We start from the raw sequence: 21560 nt of genomic DNA on the forward strand, positions 1-21560 counted from the left end.
ATCCTCTTTTATCGTTCGACCAACATCTAGTCGCCACCGGATCGGATAACAATGGCGCGTGGCTTGGGGTTAAATAGAAGGAAAGGGTTAACCGTAAATGGCAAGCATTTCCTTGAGGTCATCGAGCGTATTCGCCTCTTGCAGGGGTTTGTCCTGACGCCATCGGGAGATACGCGGAAAGCGCAATGCGACGCCGGACTTGTGTCGCGGACTGGCGTGGATGCCTTCGAAAGCGATTTCAAAGACATGCTCGGGTGTCACCTGTCGCACGGGACCGAAACGCTGCTGCGTATTCTTGCGGACCCAGGCGGTAATTTTGCGGAATTCTTCATCGCTTAGCCCGGAATAGGCTTTCGTGAACGGCACGAGATCATTGCCGTTCCAGACCGCAAAGGTGAAATCGGTGAAAAGATTGGCCCGACGTCCGCTTCCCGATTGCGCATAGATCATCACCGCGTCGATGGTCAGCGGGGCGAGTTTCCATTTCCACCAGTCGCCCTTTTTGCGGCCAGCCAGATAGGGACTGTCGTTGCGCTTGAGCATGAGGCCTTCGGCCCGGTTGTCCCGGGCCGTTTCCCGGAGTTCGCCGAGCTCGTCCCACGCGGCAAATGGCAGTCGCGGAGAAAGGCGAAGGGGCGCTTCCTCCGGCAGCTGATCAAAGATCGTGGCCAGTTTCGCACGGCGATCCTCAAGCGGCCGCTGGCGCATGTCTTCGCCCGCGAATTCAAGCAGATCGTAGGCATAAAGCACCACGGGCAAATCACTGAGCATTTTGCGCGAGACCGATTTCCGACCGAGCCTTTTCTGCAGGGCGTTGAACGGTTCGGGCCCATCATTCCAGACGAGAATTTCGCCGTCCAGTACCGTGCCTTCGGGCACAAAATCCTTTGCGCGCGAAAACTCGGGGAAAGTGTCGGTGATCAGTTCTTCGCCGCGTGACCAGAGATATTGCTCGCCACCGCGCAGGATCAGCTGGCCACGAATGCCATCCCATTTCCATTCCGCATGCCAGTGCTCGGGCGATCCCAGCGAGTCGGGCTCGTCTTCCAGCGCGTAGGCAAGATAGAACGGGTAGGGCCTGGAGTCGTCCGTCGAGCCGTCTTCGGATTCGATCAGGTCATGCCAGCTCGTGTCGTCCGGGGTCCAGTTACCCATGAGGCGATGCGCAAGTTCGGGCTCGGGTTTGCCGGTTGCCTGCGACAGGGCGCGGGTCATCAATTTCTGGCTGACGCCAATGCGGAAACCGCCAGTTATCAGCTTGTTGAACAGAAACCGCTCGGTCGTGTCCAGCTTGTCCCAAGCGTCGAGAATGATGGTTTTGCGCGTTTCTTCGGGCTGTTGCGCCAGATCGCGCAGTCTATTGATCCATTCCGTCAGGCTGAGGTCGAGCGCCGCATCTGGTTCCGGCAGCAAGAGCGCGATGGTTTCTGCCAGATCCCCGACAACCGGGTAACATTCTTCGAGAAGCCAGAGCGGCAAGCCCGCTTTTTCCGCGGCCCACTCCCTGAGACGGGTCGTCGTGATCGCCCGTTTCGGGCGGCGGCCTGAAAAGAGAGCTATCGTCCACAACCTGTCGTCATCCGGTGCTTCCTGAAAATAGGACGCAAGGGCCGCCACCTTCACCGTCGTTTTGGTGCTGCCATCTATTTCTCTGAAGAGCTTTGCGAAGCGTTTCATTCGGTCTCTGCGCCTTCCGCCGCTTCGCCTTCATATTCCGTGCTGACGATACCTGCGTTCAGGCCGCGATCCTTTAGCCAGCGCGCGAAGATGTCTGTGTAGCCATGCGTGACAAAGACATTCTCGGCGCCGGTCTCGGTCACTGCGCGGTTAAGCCCGTCCCAGTCGGCGTGATCCGAGATGACGAATCCTCGGTCCACCGAACGGCGACGACGCACGCCGCGCATCTGCATCCAGCCGCTGGCAAAACCTGTGGAAACCTTACCGAACCGCCGCGCCCATGTGCTGCCAAGTGCGCCGGGCGGCGCGATGACAAGCGCGTCGGGATATTCGGTGCCTTTCGTGTCGGGCTGGACCAGAACCGTGTCGGGCAGCCTGTAGCCCTGTTCACGCAGGATTGCCGTCGTGTTTTCAACCGCACCGTGGCTGAGAATAGGGCCTATGTCCGTATCGAGCAGTGACAAAAGGCGCTGTGCCTTGCCAAGGGAGTAGGCGCCCAGCATCGGGGTAATCCCGTTGGCTATAGCGGTGCGCCACCAAGCGTTTATCTGAGCCGAGATGTCATCCTGCGCCTGCCAGTGGAATATCGGCAGCCCAAAGGTGCTTTCGGTCACGAAACTGTGGCATTTGATGGGCTCGAAAGGCTCGCTCAGCCCGTCGGGTTCGAGCTTGTAATCACCAGAAACGACCCAGATCTCGCCGTCCACCTCGACGCGTATCTGTGCTGAACCCGGGACGTGACCTGCGGGATGAAAAGATACCTTGGCCCCGTCAATGTTGCGGGTTTCCCCGTAGCATATCGTTTCGAGCTGAATGTCGCCGAGGCGATGCTTCAGGATCGGCGCGGCGGCCTGCGTGGCGAGGTATCGGTTGTGACCGGGGCGCGCATGATCCGCGTGACCATGGGTGATCAGCGCCCGGTCAACCGGTCGCCAGGGATCGATATAGAAATCCCCGGCGGGGCAATAGATCCCGCGATCCGTGAAAGTAAGAACTTGCGACTTGCTCATGCGGCAAACCTAGGTCGCCGCATGTGCAGAGCAATCCCGGAGATCTAGGCGCAGTGCGCCTTGTTCTGGCCGTGATCGAATGCGCCGTCGAAATGCGCCTGGAGCATTTCCATGATCCGCTTGCGGGTTTCCGGGCGTTCCATCAGGACCTCGTGCTCGGCATTCGGGACGACATCCAGCGTGCCGTTCGGCCACCGCCGCATCCGGTCATGAACGGCAACCGTGTCGATGATACGTTCATTGTCACCGATAAAGGTCAGACAAGGCATATCGGGCGAAGCTTGCCGCGCAAGGTATTTGCATTCTTCCAGACCTTCGCGCAGCCAGATCATGCTTGGCCCGCCTAGCGCCAGTTCCGGTTTGTCGACTAGCTGATTGCGCATGAATTCATAGGTTTCAAGGTCGCGGGTCAGCACGTTGTCTTCGAACTGATTGACCAGCACATAGCTTTCATAGCGGGTGCTGGGGGGCAGGCGGGTCCCCATACCGACGAGGTTAGCCATACGCGGCAGCGCCCAGCCGAAAGGACGAACAAGCGTGGACATGTAGATGCCCCACATCGGCCCGGTGAAACTGCAGGTTTCGATTGGCAAGCCTTCAAGCGCCGCGCGCAAGCCAATGGCACCGCCCATCGAATGACCAAGAAGATGCCAGCCTTTAGGCGCTCCCAGCGCCTCGGCAACTTTCAGGGCTGCACGTACATCGCGCTGGTAGTCGGTGAATTCAATGACATGGCCGACACGCCGATCTTCGATCAAGCGGTCTGCCATCCCCTGACCGCGCCAGTCGATCGCGAGGGTCGCATATCCATGTTCGGCTAATTCACCGGCGGTACGTCCGTATTTCTCGACGAATTCCGTACGCCCGGGGAACAAAAGAACCGTCCCCCGCGCATTTTCACATGGCCAATAGCCTACACGCAGGCGAACCCCGTCTTCGGCAGTGCACCAATAGGCGGCCCCGCCATCGGGACCATCTGCGAGTTCTGCAAAGAAGGGGGCCTGCGCAAGTGTCATCAGCCCAGCACCGATGCCAGTTTCATCGCCATGCCCATATCGCCATCGACAGCCAGCTTGCCGGTCATGAAGGCGCTCGTGGGGTTCATGTCGCCCTCGAAAATCGATTTGAATGTGTCGGAATCGGCAGTCAGCGTCACGTCGGCCTCTTCATCGCCGATCCGTGCGCCGGTGCCGTCGAGCATGATGGTGCCCATGTCGGAAATATTCAGTTTTGCAGTGCCGTCGAAATCAGCTGCCGCCATCTTGGCGTTCAGTTCCGCCGTCGCCTGCTCCATAAACTCGCTCATATTTTACCTCTCGTTGAAAAATTGACACGCTTGTCTCTGGCCTTCGCCGCGCGCCACGTTACACTGTGACCCGTTATGAGCATTCATCATCCCAATCTCAAACGTACCGTGGCGGCAGCTTTCGCTCTAGTCATGTATTCCTTACCTTTGAGTAGTCAAACCGCTGATTTAACAGATGAAGCGGCGCTTCTCGAAGAGCTGAAAAAGGCCGATTCGACCGAAGCAAAACGCCTTGACCGGCAGCTTCAGGCGCTCTGGAGCAAGAGTGGCTCTCCGGCGTTGGATCTGCTGCTCAAGCGTGGTCGCGAAGCACTGGAACAGGAAGATGTGGATGCGGCGATTGAACACCTGACAGCCCTGACCGATCATGCGCCGGAATTCGCCGAAGGGTATCATGCGCGTGCGTCGGCCTATTTTGCCAAGGAATTGTTTGGGCCTGCCATGGCGGATATCGAACGGGCGCTGGCGCTGAACCCGAATAACTACGATGCGATCTACGGATTGGGGGCAATGTTGGAAACCTTTGATTACCCCCAGCGCGCCTATAATGCCTATGTGCGTGCCCTGGCGATAAATCCGCACAGCGAACCTGTTGCTGCCGCGGTGGAGCGGTTACAGGGACGTATCGAAGGTACGTCTCTCTAAGAGCGATCCATTCACTTCAATGTCAGGAAGCAGATGGTGACAGGATCATCACGGGTCATGGCCGTCCTTGGCCCCACGAATACCGGCAAGACACATTACGCTATCGAACGTATGCTGGGCCACCGTACCGGGGTGATCGGACTGCCGCTTCGCCTGCTGGCGCGTGAGGTTTACGACCGTATCGTGGCGATCCGCGGGCCGTCGGTCGTGGCGCTTGTCACCGGCGAAGAGCGGATCGTCCCCCCACGCACGCAATATTGGGTCTGTACGGTCGAGGCTATGCCAGAAGGCATGGGGTGTGATTTCCTTGCGGTCGACGAAATTCAGCTATGTGCCGATCCTGAACGGGGGCATGTTTTTACCGACCGTCTCCTGCGGTCACGGGGACTGCATGAGACCCTTTTCCTTGGGTCGGACACGATGCGGGGGCCGATTGCCGAATTGGTGCCCGAGGCACGTTTCGTCCAGCGTGAACGCATGTCTCAACTGGTCTATTCCGGCGCGAAAAAGGTCAGCCGGATGCCGCCGCGCAGTGCCATCGTTGGGTTCTCCGTCGACAACGTCTATGCCATTGCAGAGTTGATCCGTCGTCAGAAAGGCGGTGCCGCCGTCGTGATGGGGGCGCTTAGCCCGCGAACGAGGAACGCGCAGGTCGCGCTGTATCAAAACGGCGAAGTCGATTATCTCGTCGCGACGGATGCGATCGGGATGGGGCTGAACCTTGATATCGACCACGTGGCATTTTCCTCTCTGACCAAATTCGATGGTCGCCGCATGCGCCCTTTGGCGCCGAACGAACTGGCGCAGATCGCGGGCCGCGCAGGGCGGGGCATGTCGCACGGGACATTCGGCGTCACCGGCGAGGCGCGTCCCCTAGATGACGGTGTTGCGCAGGCGATTATGGAACATCGTTTCACGCCTTTGAAAAAGCTGAACTGGCGCAACCCAGGTCTGCAATTCGGCTCCTGCGACGCGCTGATCCGGTCGCTCGAAGCCTCGCCCGATAACGAGAATCTCGTCAAGGCGCGCGATGCGGACGATCTGGTAGCGCTGCGTACCTTGTCTGCCAGCGCCGAGGTCGCGGCCCGCGCCAGCGATGCCGTCTCTGTTCGTCTGCTCTGGGACGTCTGCCGTATCCCGGATTTTCGTGGCATCAGCCATGCCGAACACGCCGCCTTGCTTGAGGTCATCTTTAACCACCTGCATCAGAACGGTCAGGTGCCTGATGATTGGATCGCGCGACAAATCAAACGCATCGATCGAACCGATGGGGATATCGATGCGTTAAGCAAACGTCTGGCATTTATTCGCACATGGACTTATGTGGCTCAACGCAAAGGCTGGACGCGGGACGAAAGCCATTGGCGCGGTCATACACGCGCTGTAGAAGATAGGGTGTCCGATGCTCTGCATGAGCGTTTGACGCAAAGATTTGTGGACCGGCGTACGTCTGTACTTCTGCGCCGGCTCAAACAAAAGGAGGCCCTTTTGGCCGAGGTGAACGAAAAAGGTGATGTAACCGTCGAGGGCGAATTTGTCGGACGTCTTGAGGGTTTCCGTTTCCGTGCTGACAAGGGCGCGGCGGGTGCAGAAGAAAAGGCGCTGAAATCGGCGTCGCTTCAGGCGCTTGCGCCGCAATTCCATCTGCGGGCTGACCGGTTTTACAATGCCCCCGATACCGAGATCGACTTTACGGAGCAGGGTGGCCTTATGTGGGGCGACAGTGCGATCGGCAAACTGGTCGCCGGGTCTGAGCCGCTGAAGCCGCGAATCGAAGTCTTTGTTGATGACGTTGCCGGACCAGAAGTCATCCAGAAGGTCGAACGCCGCCTTCAGCATTTCATCGACCGCAAGATCGCCGCACTGTTTGAGCCGCTGCTGAATCTTCAGCGTGATGAAACTCTGAACGGCCTCGCAAGGGGCTTTGCGTTCCGCATGGTCGAAGCCTACGGCATTTTGCCCCGGTCCGAAGTGGCGCAGGAAGTGAAAGACCTTGATCAGGATGCACGGGCCGCGCTGCGCAAGCATGGCATGCGGTTTGGCCAGTTTACTATTTTCATGCCGCTGCTGCTCAAGCCTGCACCGACCCGGCTTCGGCTTGTGCTCTGGGCGCTGGCGAAGAACCTGCAGGAATTTCCCGAAGCTCCGCCGCCGGGTCTGGTGACCGTACCGGCGGTCAAGGATGCGCCGGGTGGCTACCATACCATGTGTGGTTACCGCGAGGCAGGCGAACGGGCGATCCGTATCGATATGTTGGAACGTCTCGCCGACATGCTGCGGGCCGAAAACAGCCGCGCTGGCTTTGAAGCGAAACCCGATATGCTGTCGATTACCGGCATGACGCTGGAACAGTTCGCCGATCTCATGGGTGGTCTTGGTTACCGCGCAGAACGGGGTGAGCGGGAGAAGGTTAAACCGGCTGATAAGGTCATGCCGGACCCGGTAGAAGCACCCGCAGGCACCGGAACAGAAGACGAAACGGTATCTGAAGACACGCCCGTTATGGATCGCGGCGATGATGCGCCGGCTGGCGGAGTCGTCGAAGCACCGGAAACACCGGCACCGGCAGATATTGTCGAAGAAACTGCAGACATTCCCGCAGACGGGATTGCGCCGATCGCCGAGGAAAAGGCCGAAGAGCCCGAAGTTCCGGCTGAAATTCCGGAGATGTCGGAAACAGAGGTTGCGCCCGGAACAGCTGCCGATGCAGAGATTGCCGGTCCCGAGACCGAAGTTTACTTTACCTTCACCTGGGGCCGTACGCCCAATCACAACGCACGTTCCAAGGGCCCGAGAGGGGCAGGGGCAGGCAAAGCACCGCAGGGTAAAGGTAAGCCGCGCGGGAAGAAGCCGCAGGGCAAAGGCAAACCCCAGTCGGGCGGCAATTACTCTGCTCGTCCGCCGAAGAACGAAAAGAAAATCGACCCGGATAATCCTTTTGCCGCCGCTCTAATGGGGCTTAAGGACAAGAAGTAATCGCCATGAGCGACGCGTCGGAAAAACTGCGCGTCGATAAATGGCTCTGGTATGCCCGATTTTTCAAAACGAGGTCGCTGGCGACGAAAGAAGTCGGCAGCGGCAACCTCAGGCTGAATGGCACGCGCGTCAGTAAGGCATCACAGGTGATTTCTCCCGAAGACGTGCTGACCTTTACTCAAGGAGCGCGCGTCCGGGTCGTTCGTGTAGTCGCAATTGGGAACAGACGCGGGCCAGCGCCCGAAGCCCAGACACTCTACGAAGATCTCACTGAATCGGAGGAACAGGCCAAGCCTGTCGAACGGGTTGGAGAGCGGCCCACCAAAAAAGACCGGCGCGCTCTGGACGCTTTCAAGCAAGAAGGTGGCGAGTAATTACACAGGGATACCGGTTTCCTGCCCGTCCAGCGTAGTGGTGTTCTTGTCACGCCAATATTGGCGCAGGTCTTCGTCAGATTTTCCGTCGACCCAGGATTGCATGGTGTCCCGGTCCTGCACAAAATCCATGAACGGCACGGCATAACCACAGGATGTCTGCACCATGTCGACGGTCACGTCGTAGATCTGCCGCGCACTGCGGTGAGCGGGAAATTCGACGGCGCGGTTGTCCCATCCTTCATCTCCGGGGTGATAGGTCGCTGCAGTGCCATAGCAGCGAAGGATCAGGGGGCGCCGCGTGAAAGAACACCACATGAGCGTCATGCGCGGATCCTGCTTCAGGTGACCCGCCGTTTCATTGCCGGACCCGGTCAGGTTCATCCACAATATGCGGTTCTCGCCCAAGATACGTAATGAATCCATGCCCTTCGGCGAAATGTTGACCCGACCGCTCGGCCCTGCCGAACCGGAAAAGAACATGTGCTGTTGTTCGATGAACACACGATGATCTACGGTAAGTGCAGGAAATTGCTTGGCCATCGCTCACTCCACGGTAACGGATTTCGCCAGGTTGCGGGGCTGGTCCACGTCTGTGCCTTTGGCTACCGCCGTGTGATAGGCGAGCAACTGGGCCGGGATCGCATAAAGAATTGGTGTCAGGGCCGGTGCGATTTTCGGCATCTTGATCGATAACCATACGCCGTCGCTCGCCTCGGCGATCCCGTCGCTGTCGGAAATCAGCACGACCTGTCCTTTACGTGCCATTACTTCCTGCATGTTCGAAACGGTCTTGTCGAAAAGCGCGTCGCAAGGGGCCATTACCACGACAGGCATATGTTTGTCGATTAGCGCGATCGGGCCATGTTTCAGTTCTCCGGAGGCATAAGCTTCGGCGTGGATGTAGCTGATTTCCTTTAGTTTCAGCGCACCTTCCAGTGCGAGAGGATACATCGGGCCGCGACCGAGAAACAGGACATCCCGCGCCTCGCTCAATTGCTGCGCAGCGCGCCTGACGTTTTCGCTTTCATCCAGCGCCGAGCCAAGCAGGGCGGGAAGTCCGCGCAAGGTGGCCACGTGATCGGCCAGTTCATCCTCGCTTAGCGTACCACGGTCTGCTGCGGCCTTCAGTGCCAGCATCAACAAAACGGTAAGCTGGCAGGTGAACGCCTTGGTCGAGGCCACGCCGATTTCCACCCCGGCATGAATGGGCAGCACGAGATCGCTTTCGCGCGCGATTGAACTCTGCGGCACGTTGACGACCGAAACGATTTTGTCTGCCTTGCCGGAAACGTAACGCAGCGCGGCGAGCGTATCGGCGGTTTCACCGGACTGGCTGACAAACAAAGCAAGCGTGCCATCGGTTACCGGCGGTTCGCGATAACGGAACTCCGAAGCAATATCGACCTCGACGGGCAGGCGCGCGAGTTGCTCGAACCAGTATTTCGCCGTGAGGCATGCGTAATAGGCGGTGCCGCAGCCGACCATCGTCATGCGCTGGATCTTGGAAAAATCGATGCTGGGGTCCGGCAGTTCGACCGATCCGCCGCCTGCGGGCAGATAGTGCCCCAGTGCTTCGGCGATCACATGCGGTTGTTCAGAGATTTCCTTTGCCATGAAATGCTTGTGCCCCGCCTTGTCGATGCGGGCGGAAGCAATCTGGATTTCCTGGATATCGCGTTCGACCGGTGCGCCATTCAAATCGTAGATTTGCAGCGAACTCCTGGTCACAACGGCGCGGTCACCTTCTTCGAGATAAGTAATCCGGTCGGTCAGCGGCGAGAGGGCGATAGCGTCCGATCCCACGTACATCTCGCCGTCGCCATGTCCGATGGCAAGCGGCGATCCCTTGCGCGCGGCGATGATGAGATCGTCCTGACCTTCAAAAAGGAATGCGAGCGCAAACGCACCCTGCAGCCGATCAAGCGTCTTGAACACGGCATCAGTCGGGCTGTCACCGCTGCGCATATATTGCTCGGCGAGCAACGCAACGGTTTCGGTGTCCGTCTCGGTGACGAATTTCACCCCGGCTTCGGCCAGCTCACTGCGTAATTCGCGAAAGTTCTCGATGATGCCATTATGGACAACCGCGACTTTGCCAGCCTGATGGGGGTGGGCGTTCGTAACTGTTGGCGCGCCATGGGTTGCCCAGCGGGTGTGACCGATGCCGGACTTACCTGTCAGCGGCTCGTGAACCAGAAGATCGGACAGATTGACGAGCTTTCCGACAGCACGGCGACGGTCAAGCACACCGTCATTCACCGTGGCGATACCGGCACTGTCATATCCGCGATATTCAAGGCGTTTCAGGGCCTCGACAAGGATCGGGGCGGCTTCATGCTTGCCGAGAACGCCAACAATTCCGCACATCTTTCTTACCCTTTTCCCTGCTGAGCTTTGCGCGCCTTTAATATTTCGAACAATTTACGCGCAAATCCCGGTTTATTCACCTGACGGGCGCGAGCGACCGCCATTGCCTCTGCCTCGACGTCTTTTGTTATGACCGAACCGGACGCTGTCATCGCACCGTCGCCCAGTGTCACTGGAGCGACCAGCATCGTGTCCGAACCGATAAATGCGTTCGCGCCGATTACGGTGCGATGCTTCATCACGCCGTCGTAGTTGCAGGTGATCGTACCTGCGCCGATATTTGTTTTCTCGCCTATATCGGCATCGCCGATATAGCTCAGATGGTTGATCTTGGCGCCCTCGGCAATGTTTGCCTGCTTGATTTCGACAAAGTTGCCGATGTGAGTGTTCTCGGCAAGTTCTGCGCCGGGGCGGAGCCGTGCAAACGGCCCTATGGTTGCCCCACGGCTGACGTGGCAACCTTCTAGGTGCGAAAAAGCGCGGATCGTGACGCTGGACTCGATTGTTACATCGGGGCCAAAGACAACATTCGGCTCGATCACACTGTCGCGACCGATGACCGTATCATAGGCAAGGTAGACCGTTTCAGGTGCAAGCAGGGTTACCCCGTCTTCGAGCAAGGAATTACGCGCTCTTGTCTGGAAAACCGCGTCGGCGGCCGCCAGATCTGCGCGGGAATTCACACCAAGCGTTTCGGCCTCATCACATTTGACAGCCGTAACGCTCAAGCCCCGTACATTCGCATGTTCGACAATATCCGTCAGGTAGTATTCTCCCGAGGCATTTTCATTGCCGACTTCGGCGATCAGCTCGAAAAGGGTATCCGAATTGCAAACCAATAGGCCGCTATTGCAAAGGCTTATGGCGCGCTCTTGATCCGTGGCGTCTTTGTATTCAACGATCCTCAGGAGCTTGTCACCTTCGAGGACAAGTCTGCCGTATCGGGCCGCAATATCAGCGGTGTCAAAGCCCAGAACGACGAGGTCATGATGTTCGCGCGCCTCTGTCATGGCGCTTAGCGTCCCGGCGGTGATGAACGGCGTATCGCCGTAAAGAACCATGATATCGCCGGAAAACCCGGCCAGCGCGTCCCGCGTCTGGTCCACCGCGTGTGCGGTGCCATTCTGCTCGCGTTGAAGGACCACAACCGCGTCTTCGTCGATCTCTTGCACCGCCGCGCGAACCTGATCCGCGCCGTGGCCCGCCACGATGACTGTTCGCACCGGATCAATCGCCGCCCCTGCGCGCATCGCATGGGCCAGCATCGGGGCCTGTGCAATCGGATGCAGCACTTTTGGCAGGTCTGAGTTCATCCGCGTCCCTTTTCCGGCGGCGAGGATGACAAGTGCGGTGTCCATGGGCGTTTTCTCTTTGTATTTCGATTCCGACCGTTTTATCCGCTGAATACCGCGGCGCAAGCCGCGCCGGGATCAATCTAGGTTGCACGTTGCAACAGGCAGAGGCGGATTCACGCCGACAGAAGGGGATTTCATGCGGACGGTCATTTTCGACCTTGATGGAACGCTTGCCGATACGTCGCGCGATTTGATCGCCTCGGCCAATTATTGTTTTCGCGAAATGGGGCTGGGAGACATACTTGATCCGGTCAAGGATGCCGCGATTGCCTTGCGGGGCGGCCGCCGTATGCTGAGCGAAGGGCTGGACCGGCTTACGCTCTTCGATGCGGCGACGGTCGATCAGTATTACCCGATCCTACTGGAAGCCTATGATCAGGACATCGCCAGCCACACAACGCTTTATCCCGGTGCGATGGATGCAGTCGAAACCCTGCGCCGACTTGGGTATGGCGTCGGCATCTGTACGAATAAGCCCGAAGCTCTGGCCGAGAAGCTGTTGCAGAGTTTAGGTGTGCGTGATGTATTCGCGTCGATGGTCGGTGCCGACACGCTGCCGGTGCGCAAACCTGATCCGGAGCCCCTGCGCGAAGCGGCACGGCGGGCAGGGGGCGATCCGGCACTTTGCGTTCTGATCGGAGATAGCGACACGGACCGGAATACGGCGCGCGCCGCCGGGGTCCCCTCGGTTCTCGTGACCTTTGGTCCGGCGGGCGACGACATGGCTGCGCTGGAACCCGAAGCGCTGCTCCACGACTTTGCCGACCTTGCCGACGTGGTGGGAAATTTGATCGGACGCAACGGAAATGCCGATCAAGCAACGGCATAGAAGTGAGCCAAATTCGTGCCGTCGCGATGCGGTTCCCGACCAACCCTGCAAGGTCACTTGACGCATGTTTGGCCCAGGCGCAGAAAGAGGCATGAAAGAGATTTTCAAGGGTAGTTTTACCCAGCAAGAACCGATCCCCGATGCGGCTATCGCAGCCGCCGTGCGCATCATGCAAAGCGGGAGGTTACATCGATACAACGTTGCCGATAACGAGCTTGGCGAAACAGCGCTTTTGGAGCAGGAGTTCGCAGAATTCACTGGTGCCAGGTATTGCGTGGCCGTTGCTTCGGGGGGCTACGCCATGGCGACCGCGCTTCGAGCGGCCGGTGTCAAACCGGGCGACAGGGTACTGACAAACACCTTCACGCTGGCGCCTGTGCCCGGCGCGATCGCTTCGCTGGGGGCTGTCCCTGTATTCGTTGGCGTGTCCGAGAGCCTTACAATCGATCTTGCCGACCTTGAGGCAAAGGCAGATCAGGCGGATTACCTGCTTCTGTCGCATATGCGTGGCCATATCTGTGACATGGACCGGCTGATGGCGATTTGCGACGGAAACGGTATCGCAGTGATCGAGGATTGCGCTCATACGATGGGGGCGCATTGGCGCGACGTTCCATCCGGGCGTCACGGCCTCGCCGCCGCATATTCCTGCCAGACGTACAAACACATCAATTCGGGCGAAGGCGGGTTCCTCGTGACCGATGACGAAGAACTGGCCGCGCGTGCCATCATCCTGTCCGGGTCTTACATGCTCTACGAACGCCATCTGGCGGCGCCCGCGCCGGACACTTTCGCGCAGATTAAGTATGACACGCCGAATGTCTCCGGACGGATGGATAACCTTAGGGCGGCGCTTCTGCGCCCGCAACTGGCGGCGCTGCCCGAACAGGTCCAACGCTGGAACAAGCGCTACAGGACCATTGAGGCAGGTCTGCGCGAAACGCCCGGTCTTACGGTCGTCGAGCGTCCCCCGGAAGAACATTTCGTGGGCTCCTCGATCCAGTTTCTGTTGTCAGACTGGCCGGCGGAAAAGGTCGAAGACGTTGTTTCGGGATGCGCTCAGCGCGGTGTCGAGCTGAAATGGTTCGGTGCGTCTGAGCCGAAGGCGTTCACTTCGCGCTATGACAGCTGGCGATATGCACCTTCAGCGCCGATGCCAGAGAGTGATCGCGTCCTGTCCGCAATACTCGACATGCGCGTGCCGCTGACATTCAGCGAGGAAGATTGTGCGCTCATCGCTCGGATCATCCGGTCAGAGGTAAGCACGGTATTCCAGTCGGAACCGGCCTGAGCCCTCAGTCCGAATTGTAAAGCGGGACAGTCGACATCGACAGCTTGGCGGAGCCGTCGGTCAGTTCAGCTGCGTGGGCAAGGTAAATCAGCGTCTGGTTCTTTTCGTCAAAGATCCGTTTGACGCGCAAGGATTTCAGAATAATCGAGCGGGACGTTCGAAAAACGTCTTCACCGTCCTCGTCGCGGTCGATGTCTCCGATTTTTATCGGTCCGGTCTGCCTGCAAGAAATAGACGCGTTGGAGGGATCCTCGAACCAGTTCCCCTTTGACAGGCGGTCGAACAGCCCGCGGTCGAAATATGCGATGTGGCAGGTCACACCCTCGACCTTGGGGTCGGCAATGGCTTCGATCATGATGTCATTGCCAACCCAATCCACGCCGACTTCTCCGACCTCCTCGGCCCAGACGGGCCCGGCACAAATCAGCAAGGCGGCGAAAACGGCGCGGATATTAATCATCGGTCAGACTTTCGTTTCAGTCAAAAGGTGATCTGACCATGCTCGCCGCCGTCCGGCGTGTCATCCGTTAAATTCGCTTTTGCGACTTCATAGAGGAACGCGGCAGAGCTTTCCGTCAGCCAGACTTCTGCCTTGTGCGGGGTGAACTTGATCAGGCGAACATCCTCGTCTTCACGGCCATCTTCAAACCACGCGGCGGCAAAGGCGTTCCATACCTCGTCCAGCTTTTCGCTGTCGTTCGATATCTCCAGCCGACCTTCCACATTCGCATAAATGTCTGCTTTGGGATCGGCCACATAAAACGCGGCTTCGGCGCCGCCATGGGCGGCTTTTTCGGGGTCCGTGCCCGCAGCGGTAATGAACCAGATTGCGTTGTCGTCCGCGTCGGCTTGCGGCGCCATTGGAACGGGGCGCTCTCCACTCGCGGTCAGAAGGCCTGCCTGTACATTATCGATCCGTTTCCAGAAGTCGGCTTTAAGATCCGTTGCCATGATTCATTCCTTTCAGCTTTCGATCTTTCCTGACAACGCCGCCACGGCACTCTTGTTCCTTCTGCTTGACCGGCGGAAACCGGAAGCGTAGGATATGAACGAGTGTTCAATAAATCGGGGAGGCGGCGTATGTTCACAGCAGCTATGCAATTCGATCTTGGCGAGGACGTGAACGCGCTGCGCGAAATGGTGCACCGCTGGGCGCAGGATCGGGTGAAACCGATGGCCGCCGAAATCGACCGGTCTAACAATTTCCCTGCCGAGCTGTGGCGAGAAATGGGCGAACTCGGCATGCTGGGCGTGACTGTGCCCGAGGAATTCGGCGGCGCGGGCATGTCCTACTTGGCACATACCGTCGCCGTGGAAGAAGTCGCACGCGCCAGCGCGTCTGTCTCGTTGTCCTATGGCGCGCATTCGAATCTCTGCGTCAACCAGATCAAGCTGAACGGGTCGCAGGAGCAGAAAGAAAAATACCTGCCAAAACTTGTTTCCGGCGAACATGTCGGCGCGCTCGCGATGAGCGAGGCCGGCGCCGGATCGGACGTGGTGTCGATGAAGCTCCACGCGGAAAAACGCAACGATCACTATAGGTTGAACGGCAATAAGTACTGGATCACCAACGGCCCCGACGCGGATACGCTGGTCGTTTATGCCAAGACGGACCCGGATGCGGGGTCCAAAGGCATAACCGCCTTCCTCGTCGAAAAAAGCTTCAAGGGGTTCTCGACCTCGCCGCATTTCGACAAGTTGGGCATGCGTGGGTCGAACACGGCCGAGTTGATCTTTGACGACTGCGAAGTTCCGTTCGAAAACGTGCTCGGGGAAGAGGGCAAAGGCGTTAAGGTGTTGATGTCTGGTCTTGACTACGAACGCGTCGTCCTGGCTGGTATCGGAACCGGTATCATGGCCGCCTGCATGGATGAGATCATGCCTTACATGGTCGAACGCAAGCAATTCGGCCAGCCAATCGGGAACTTTCAGCTGATGCAGGGCAAGATCGCCGATATGTACACCGCGATGAACTCCGCCCGCGCCTATGTGTACGAGGTTGCCAAGGCCTGCGACCGCGGCGATGTCACCCGCCAGGATGCGGCGGCCTGTTGTCTCTATGCTTCCGAGGAGGCAATGAAACAGGCGCATCAGGCGGTTCAGGCCCTTGGCGGCGCAGGGTTCCTGAACGACGCGCCGGTCGCCCGTATTTTCCGGGATGCGAAGCTCATGGAAATCGGGGCTGGCACGTCGGAAATCCGGCGGATGCTGGTTGGCCGGGAACTCATGTCGGCGATGGCCTGAACGGCGAAGGACGCCGGCTTTGCCGGCTCCTAAAAACAGCGGCGCCATGACGCCAGCGATCGGATCGATCTGGAGATCACATGAAACTGCAATCGAAAGCCCTTCCTACCTCCGATGATTTCAAGGCCAATGTCTCGGCCCATCTGGAGGCGCTGGCCGAGATTCGGGAAGCTGCCGCCAAAGCGGCCGAAGGCGGTGGCGAAAAAGCGCGGGAGCGTCATGTCAGCAGGGGGAAAATGCCACCGCGCGAGAGGGTTGCCAACCTTCTCGATCCCGGCTCTCCCTTTCTCGAAATCGGGGCAACGGCGGCGCATGGCATGTATGACGATGCGGCCCCGGCGGCAGGCTTGATTGCCGGCATCGGGCGTATTCATGGTCGCGATATCATGGTCGTCTGTAATGACGCGACGGTAAAGGGCGGCACCTATTACCCGATGTCCGTCAAGAAACACCTGCGCGCCCAGGAAATAGCGGAAACAAATTGCCTGCCTTGTGTTTACCTCGTCGATTCCGGCGGCGCCAACCTGCCAAATCAGGACGAGGTGTTCCCTGACCGAGAGCATTTCGGACGGATCTTCTTCAACCAGGCGAATATGAGCGCAAAGGGCATTCCGCAGATTGCCGTTGTCATGGGCTCCTGCACGGCGGGTGGGGCCTATGTTCCGGCCATGTCCGACGTCACGATCATCGTCAAGGAACAGGGCACGATCTTCCTTGCCGGTCCCCCGCTGGTGAAAGCCGCAATCGGCGAGGTCGTCACCGCCGAAGACCTTGGTGGCGGCGACATTCATACGCGCTTGTCCGGCGTCGCGGATTACCTCGCCGAGGATGATACCCACGCCCTTGCGCTGGCCCGGCGCGCCGTTGGCGGCCTGAACCGAAAACAGATCGGCAGCGTCGCCTGGCAACCCTCCGAAGAACCCGCCTATGATCCCGAGGAAATTCTCGGTGTGGTGCCCAAGGACCTGCGCACGCCCTATGACATCCGCGAGGTGATTGCCCGGATCGTCGACGGTTCCCGCTTTGACGAATTCAAGGCCCGCTTCGGAGAAACCCTCGTCTGCGGTTTCGCCCACCTCCGCGGCTGTCCGATCGGCATCATCGCCAATAACGGCGTGCTTTTCTCGGAAAGCGCCGCCAAGGGCGCGCATTTCGTCGAACTTTGCAGCCAGCGCGGCATCCCGCTGATCTTCCTGCAGAACATCACCGGATTCATGGTCGGACGCAAATACGAAGCCGAAGGCATCGCCCGTCACGGCGCCAAACTCGTGACCGCCGTTGCAACGACAAAAGTCCCGAAGATTACGATGCTCGTCGGGGGCTCTTACGGCGCGGGCAATTACGGCATGTGTGGCCGCGCCTATGACCCGCGCTTCCTCTGGACCTGGCCGAACTCTCGCATCTCGGTCATGGGCGGCGAACAGGCTGCCGGAGTCCTCGCAACCGTCAGGCGCGATTCCATCGAACGCTCAGGCGGAACGTGGTCCGAGGCAGAAGAGGCAGAATTCAAGCGCCCCACGCTCGAGATGTTCACTCGCCAATCACATCCGCTCTATGCCAGCGCGCGCCTCTGGGACGATGGCATCATCGATCCACGCAAGACCCGCGACGTCCTTGCGCTCTCTCTGTCTGCTACGCTCAACGCCCCGATCAAAGAGACGCGTTTCGGCGTCTTCCGCATGTAGGACCGGTTCATGATCTGCCTTTTCCTCTTGCACGAAATACTCTCGGGGGTCCGGGGGCAGACAGCCCCCGGTCCATCCTGCAGCCTCGAAGGAAAGATCGATGTTTGACACGATTCTGATTGCCAATCGCGGCGAAATCGCCTGCCGGGTCATAGAGACCGCGCGGGGAATGGGTGTCAGATGCGTGGCGGTCTATTCCGACGCGGACGCCGGTTCGCGCCATGTCCAGATGGCCGATCACGCGGTCCATATCGGCGGCGCAGCGCCGTCTGATAGCTACCTCAAAGCCGAGGTGATCATTCGCGCCGCCCTGGAAACCGGCGCGCAGGCGATCCATCCCGGCTATGGGTTTCTGTCCGAAAATCCCGATTTCGTCGAAGCGGTCGAAGCGGCGGGGCTGGTTTTCATCGGCCCGTCGGCGAAAGCGATCCGTGCGATGGGTCTCAAGGACGCGGCAAAGGCGCTGATGGAAAAGGCCGGTGTCCCGGTCGTGCCCGGCTATCATGGCAAAGATCAGGGTGACGCCTTTCTTTCTGAGCGTGCCGACGAAATTGGCTATCCGGTTCTGATCAAGGCGGTCGCTGGCGGTGGCGGTAAAGGCATGCGGCAGGTTGAAAAGCCCGGCGATTTCGCCGCCGCTCTGGAAAGCGCCCGTGGTGAGGCCCGTACCGCTTTCGGAAACACGGATGTGCTGGTAGAGAAATTTGTCGCCAAGCCCCGGCATATCGAAGTTCAGGTCTTTGGTGATGGCAAGCGCGCGGTTCATCTCTTCGAACGGGACTGTTCCCTGCAGCGCCGCCACCAGAAAGTCATCGAGGAGGCCCCGGCACCCGGCATGACCGAGGAAATGCGCTCTGCCATGGGCGAGGCCGCCGTGCGCGCGGCCGAAGCCATTGGTTACAAGGGGGCAGGCACGGTGGAATTCATTGTCGATGCCTCCGAGGGGCTGCGCAGCGACCGTTTTTATTTCATGGAGATGAATACCCGTCTGCAGGTCGAACACCCGGTGACAGAGGCGATTACAGGCGTCGATCTCGTGGAATGGCAGTTGCGGGTTGCCGCCGGAGAGGAACTTCCGAAACAACAGGATGAACTGGCCATCGACGGGCACGCCTTCGAGGCCCGCCTCTACGCCGAGGACGTGCCGAAGGGATTCCTGCCTGCAACGGGTGAGCTGACCTATCTGGAATTCCCCGCGGATGCCCGCGCCGACAGCGGCGTGCGGGCAGGGGACGTGATCAGCCCCTGGTACGATCCGATGATTGCCAAGGTGATCGTGCATGGGCCGACCCGCGCTATCGCGTTGAAACGCCTTTCACGCGCGCTTGCGGGCACGAAGGTCGGGGGAACCGTCACCAACCTCGCCTTTCTGGGCGCGCTCGCGGGACACGCGGGATTCGCCAAAGGCGACGTCGATACCGGTTTGATCGGCCGCGACATCGACGCACTCGTCTCTGCGCCTGAACCCGAACCCCGCCATGCGGTAGTGGCAGCCATGGCGGTAACCAGTCTGGTCGACTCAAGCTGGGAAAGCGGCTTTTCCCTATGGTCACCCTTGTCGCAAACGGTCCGGCTTTTAGGGGAGGGAGAAATCCTGACCCTGAAAGTCGATGCCGAAGGGCAGAACCGTCAGGCCTGGGACGTGGATGGTGCCAAAGTGATCGCCGAACGCATCTCGGGCACGTGGCTGGTGGGCCACCGGGCAATGCCGGATTTCGCCATTGCCGGATCGACGGTTACGGTGTTTGATGGCTACGGGTTCGCTTTTGAAGCGGTCGATCCGTTTGATCGCGTGGCAGGCAGTCATGGCGACGGCAATCTGATCGAAGCGCCGATGCCGGGACTCGTCAAGGCGATCTATGCAGAGACAGGTGCTTCTGTCAGCGAGGGAGATCGGCTGGCGGTTCTCGAAGCGATGAAAATGGAGCATTCACTGCTGGCCGCCCGCGATGGCGTCGTGGCAGAAGTGCTGGCCAAGGCGGGCGATCAGGTCGACAGCGGTGCAGCGCTGGTCCGGCTGGAAGCGTTGGAATGATCAAGATGGCGGTGCGCGGTCGGAGATAATCTGACCTACCGGCCCAGAGAGGGAGAACCTGACATGACGGGATATGTTGAAATCTTTGAGGTCGGTCCGCGCGACGGTCTGCAGAACGAAAAACGCGAAATTCCGGTTTCGGAAAAAATCGAACTCGTCGATTGTCTGAGCAACGCTGGCTTCAAGCGCATCGAATGCGCCAGTTTCGTGAGCCCCAAGTGGGTGCCGCAGATGGCAGGCAGTGGCGAGGTTCTTCTGGGTATCAAGCGTGCCGATGGTGTGCGATATGCCGCTTTGACGCCAAATATGCGTGGCTACGAGGATGCACTTGCTGCAAAGGCTGACGAAATCGCTGTCTTCGCCTCGGCCAGTGAAGGGTTCAGCCGCGCCAACATCAATGCCAGCATCGAGGAATCGCTCGACCGCTTTGCGCCGATCCTAGAGGCCGCTCGCCATATCGATCTCCCGGTTCGGGGTTATGTATCCTGCGTGACAGACTGCCCGTTCGACGGTCCCACCGCACCGTCGCAGGTGGCTGCGGTTGCGGACCGCCTCTTTGCCATGGGATGCTATGAGATTTCCCTCGGTGACACGCTGGGCAAGGCCACCCCGGACAGTATCGCGCGCATGCTGTTGAAAGTGCGGGATGTCATCCCGGTGGGGCGGTTGGCCGGGCATTTCCATGACACCTCCGGCCGCGCGCTCGCCAATATCGACGCCGCCCTGTCCCTTGGCGTGAGGGTCTTCGACGCGGCCGTTGGCGGGCTCGGCGGCTGTCCTTATGCGCCCGGCGCGGCGGGAAATGTCGCGACCGAGGCTGTCGCGACGCATCTTGAGCGGCTCGGTTACGATACCGGTCTCGACATGGACTTGATCAGCCAAGCGGCCCAGATGGCCCGTTCCATGCGCGGAGAGCAGGAAGCGCATGTTTGAAGAAATTTCACTGACGACGGATGAGCGAGGCGTCGCGCATCTGACGCTGGAACGCTCGGAAAAGCATAATGCCATGTCGGGCCGGATGATCGCCGAGCTGACCGAGGCCGCCGCAAGCATCGCTGCCGATTCCGCGATCCGGGTTGTTGTGCTCACCGGGGCGGGTAAAACCTTCTGCGCCGGTGGCGACCTGAAATGGATGCAGCAACAAATGGCGGCAGATGGCGATACCCGCTATCGAGAAGCGCGCAAGCTCGCTGACATGCTTTTTGCGATGAACACGCTGCCTCAGCCCGTTATCGGTGCCGTTCAGGGGAACGCCTTTGGTGGGGGTCTCGGTCTGATCAGCGTCTGCGACGTCGCCATCGCGGTGGATCACGCCAAGCTTGGCTTTACTGAAACCCGGCTGGGTCTGATCCCGGCGACGATTAGCCCATACTGCCTTGCCCGGATGGGAGAGGCGATGGCGCGTCGCGTCTTCATGTCCGCGCGTATCTTTAACGCGACCGAAGCGATCGACCTTGGCCTGATCTCACGAGTCGTCGCGCCTGACCATCTCGAACAGGCCGTCGAAGCCGAGGTCGTGCCGTATCTTTCCTGTGCGCCAAGCGCCGTGGCCGAATCCAAGCGGCTTGCCCGCTCTTTCGGGCTGACGATCGATGAAGAGGTCATCGACCGCACCATTCGTGCGCTGGCCCGGCAATGGGAAACCACCGAAGCGGTCGAGGGAGTCGGCGCATTTTTCCGCAAGGAAAAGGCGCCGTGGATCGTGACGTAGCCGTAAAGACGCGCATTCGCCGCAATGCGGCGCGAAAAGTGTTAATCATTTG

19 protein-coding genes are annotated in these 21560 nt (G+C 59.4%); 10 read left to right on the plus strand and 9 right to left on the minus strand.

Annotation, left to right across the window (positions count from 1 at the left end; translation table 11 throughout):
• Positions 1 to 87 precede the first annotated feature (87 nt).
• From ACU0FH_RS14310 to ACU0FH_RS14325, 4 genes are read right to left on the minus strand one after another with little or no spacing between them, the layout of a single operon-like run.
• Positions 88 to 1677 carry an ATP-dependent DNA ligase gene (locus ACU0FH_RS14310; protein ID WP_446195313.1) on the minus strand — a complete coding sequence of 530 codons (1590 nt, stop codon included), beginning with the start codon at positions 1675 to 1677 and terminating at the stop codon, positions 88 to 90.
• The gene (locus tag ACU0FH_RS14315; protein WP_446195314.1) at positions 1674 to 2687 is read right to left on the minus strand and encodes a ligase-associated DNA damage response exonuclease; all 1014 of its coding nucleotides are present in this window, start codon (positions 2685 to 2687) and stop codon (positions 1674 to 1676) included. Before ACU0FH_RS14315 ends, ACU0FH_RS14310 begins: the two co-directional genes overlap by 4 nt.
• A 44-nt stretch (positions 2688 to 2731) precedes the next feature.
• Positions 2732 to 3703, minus strand: a complete 972-nt coding sequence (locus ACU0FH_RS14320) for an alpha/beta hydrolase (protein WP_446195315.1) — start codon at positions 3701 to 3703, stop codon at positions 2732 to 2734.
• Complete coding sequence (locus ACU0FH_RS14325; RefSeq protein WP_238369142.1) at positions 3703 to 3993, minus strand: SCP2 sterol-binding domain-containing protein; 291 nt, start codon at positions 3991 to 3993, stop codon at positions 3703 to 3705. The genes ACU0FH_RS14320 and ACU0FH_RS14325 overlap by 1 nt, the downstream gene beginning before the upstream one ends.
• 75 nt (positions 3994 to 4068) lie before the next feature.
• On the opposite strand from ACU0FH_RS14325, the gene ACU0FH_RS14330 reads away from it, so the two are divergent.
• From ACU0FH_RS14330 to ACU0FH_RS14340, 3 genes are read left to right on the plus strand one after another with little or no spacing between them, the layout of a single operon-like run.
• A complete protein-coding gene (locus ACU0FH_RS14330; protein WP_446195318.1) occupies positions 4069 to 4638 on the plus strand; it encodes a tetratricopeptide repeat protein in 570 nt (189 codons plus the stop codon).
• Positions 4639 to 4671: 33 nt separating this feature from the next.
• Positions 4672 to 7614: a helicase-related protein gene (locus tag ACU0FH_RS14335; RefSeq protein ID WP_446195320.1), complete on the plus strand. Its 2943-nt coding sequence runs from the start codon at positions 4672 to 4674 to the stop codon at positions 7612 to 7614.
• Positions 7615 to 7619: 5 nt separating this feature from the next.
• Entirely contained in the window at positions 7620 to 7988 is a 369-nt protein-coding gene (locus ACU0FH_RS14340; protein WP_446195322.1) for an RNA-binding S4 domain-containing protein, read from the plus strand.
• On the opposite strand, the gene ACU0FH_RS14345 is transcribed toward ACU0FH_RS14340, so the two are convergent.
• Genes ACU0FH_RS14345 through glmU form a run of 3 tightly spaced genes read right to left on the minus strand, consistent with a single transcriptional unit; the run spans position 7989 to position 11716 of the window.
• A complete protein-coding gene (locus ACU0FH_RS14345) occupies positions 7989 to 8531 on the minus strand; it encodes a pyridoxamine 5'-phosphate oxidase family protein (protein ID WP_446195324.1) in 543 nt (180 codons plus the stop codon). It lies immediately after the preceding gene.
• A 3-nt stretch (positions 8532 to 8534) separates the two neighbouring features.
• Complete coding sequence (gene glmS, locus ACU0FH_RS14350; RefSeq protein WP_446195326.1) at positions 8535 to 10358, minus strand: glutamine--fructose-6-phosphate transaminase (isomerizing); 1824 nt, start codon at positions 10356 to 10358, stop codon at positions 8535 to 8537.
• A gap of 5 nt (positions 10359 to 10363) precedes the next feature.
• Positions 10364 to 11716, minus strand: a complete 1353-nt coding sequence (gene glmU / locus ACU0FH_RS14355; protein ID WP_446195328.1) for a bifunctional UDP-N-acetylglucosamine diphosphorylase/glucosamine-1-phosphate N-acetyltransferase GlmU — start codon at positions 11714 to 11716, stop codon at positions 10364 to 10366.
• A gap of 133 nt (positions 11717 to 11849) precedes the next feature.
• Here glmU and ACU0FH_RS14360 point away from each other — a divergent pair, with 133 nt between their 5' ends.
• Complete coding sequence (locus ACU0FH_RS14360) at positions 11850 to 12542, plus strand: HAD-IA family hydrolase (RefSeq protein WP_446195330.1); 693 nt, start codon at positions 11850 to 11852, stop codon at positions 12540 to 12542.
• Between the two features lie 91 nt (positions 12543 to 12633).
• On the plus strand, positions 12634 to 13833 hold the full coding sequence (locus ACU0FH_RS14365; RefSeq protein ID WP_446195332.1) for a DegT/DnrJ/EryC1/StrS family aminotransferase: 1200 nt from the start codon (positions 12634 to 12636) through the stop codon (positions 13831 to 13833).
• A gap of 4 nt (positions 13834 to 13837) precedes the next feature.
• On the opposite strand, the gene ACU0FH_RS14370 is transcribed toward ACU0FH_RS14365, so the two are convergent.
• Together ACU0FH_RS14370 and ACU0FH_RS14375 are read right to left on the minus strand one after the other, a co-directional pair.
• Entirely contained in the window at positions 13838 to 14293 is a 456-nt protein-coding gene (locus ACU0FH_RS14370) for a CreA family protein (RefSeq protein WP_446195333.1), read from the minus strand.
• A gap of 20 nt (positions 14294 to 14313) precedes the next feature.
• Complete coding sequence (locus tag ACU0FH_RS14375) at positions 14314 to 14784, minus strand: pyridoxamine 5'-phosphate oxidase family protein (RefSeq protein ID WP_446195334.1); 471 nt, start codon at positions 14782 to 14784, stop codon at positions 14314 to 14316.
• A gap of 129 nt (positions 14785 to 14913) precedes the next feature.
• On the opposite strand from ACU0FH_RS14375, the gene ACU0FH_RS14380 reads away from it, so the two are divergent.
• The 5 genes from ACU0FH_RS14380 to ACU0FH_RS14400 all read left to right on the plus strand — a co-directional run bounded on the left by ACU0FH_RS14380 (position 14914) and on the right by ACU0FH_RS14400 (position 21508).
• On the plus strand, positions 14914 to 16077 hold the full coding sequence (locus ACU0FH_RS14380) for an isovaleryl-CoA dehydrogenase (protein WP_446195335.1): 1164 nt from the start codon (positions 14914 to 14916) through the stop codon (positions 16075 to 16077).
• Positions 16078 to 16157: 80 nt separating this feature from the next.
• On the plus strand, positions 16158 to 17762 hold the full coding sequence (locus tag ACU0FH_RS14385) for a carboxyl transferase domain-containing protein (RefSeq protein ID WP_446195336.1): 1605 nt from the start codon (positions 16158 to 16160) through the stop codon (positions 17760 to 17762).
• A 100-nt stretch (positions 17763 to 17862) separates the two neighbouring features.
• On the plus strand, positions 17863 to 19797 hold the full coding sequence (locus ACU0FH_RS14390; protein ID WP_446195337.1) for an acetyl/propionyl/methylcrotonyl-CoA carboxylase subunit alpha: 1935 nt from the start codon (positions 17863 to 17865) through the stop codon (positions 19795 to 19797).
• A gap of 63 nt (positions 19798 to 19860) precedes the next feature.
• Entirely contained in the window at positions 19861 to 20730 is an 870-nt protein-coding gene (locus tag ACU0FH_RS14395; RefSeq protein ID WP_446195339.1) for a hydroxymethylglutaryl-CoA lyase, read from the plus strand.
• A complete protein-coding gene (locus tag ACU0FH_RS14400) occupies positions 20723 to 21508 on the plus strand; it encodes a crotonase/enoyl-CoA hydratase family protein (protein WP_446195340.1) in 786 nt (261 codons plus the stop codon). Before ACU0FH_RS14395 ends, ACU0FH_RS14400 begins: the two co-directional genes overlap by 8 nt.
• Positions 21509 to 21560 lie beyond the last annotated feature (52 nt).

The organism is Heliomarina sp. (assembly GCF_052826185.1).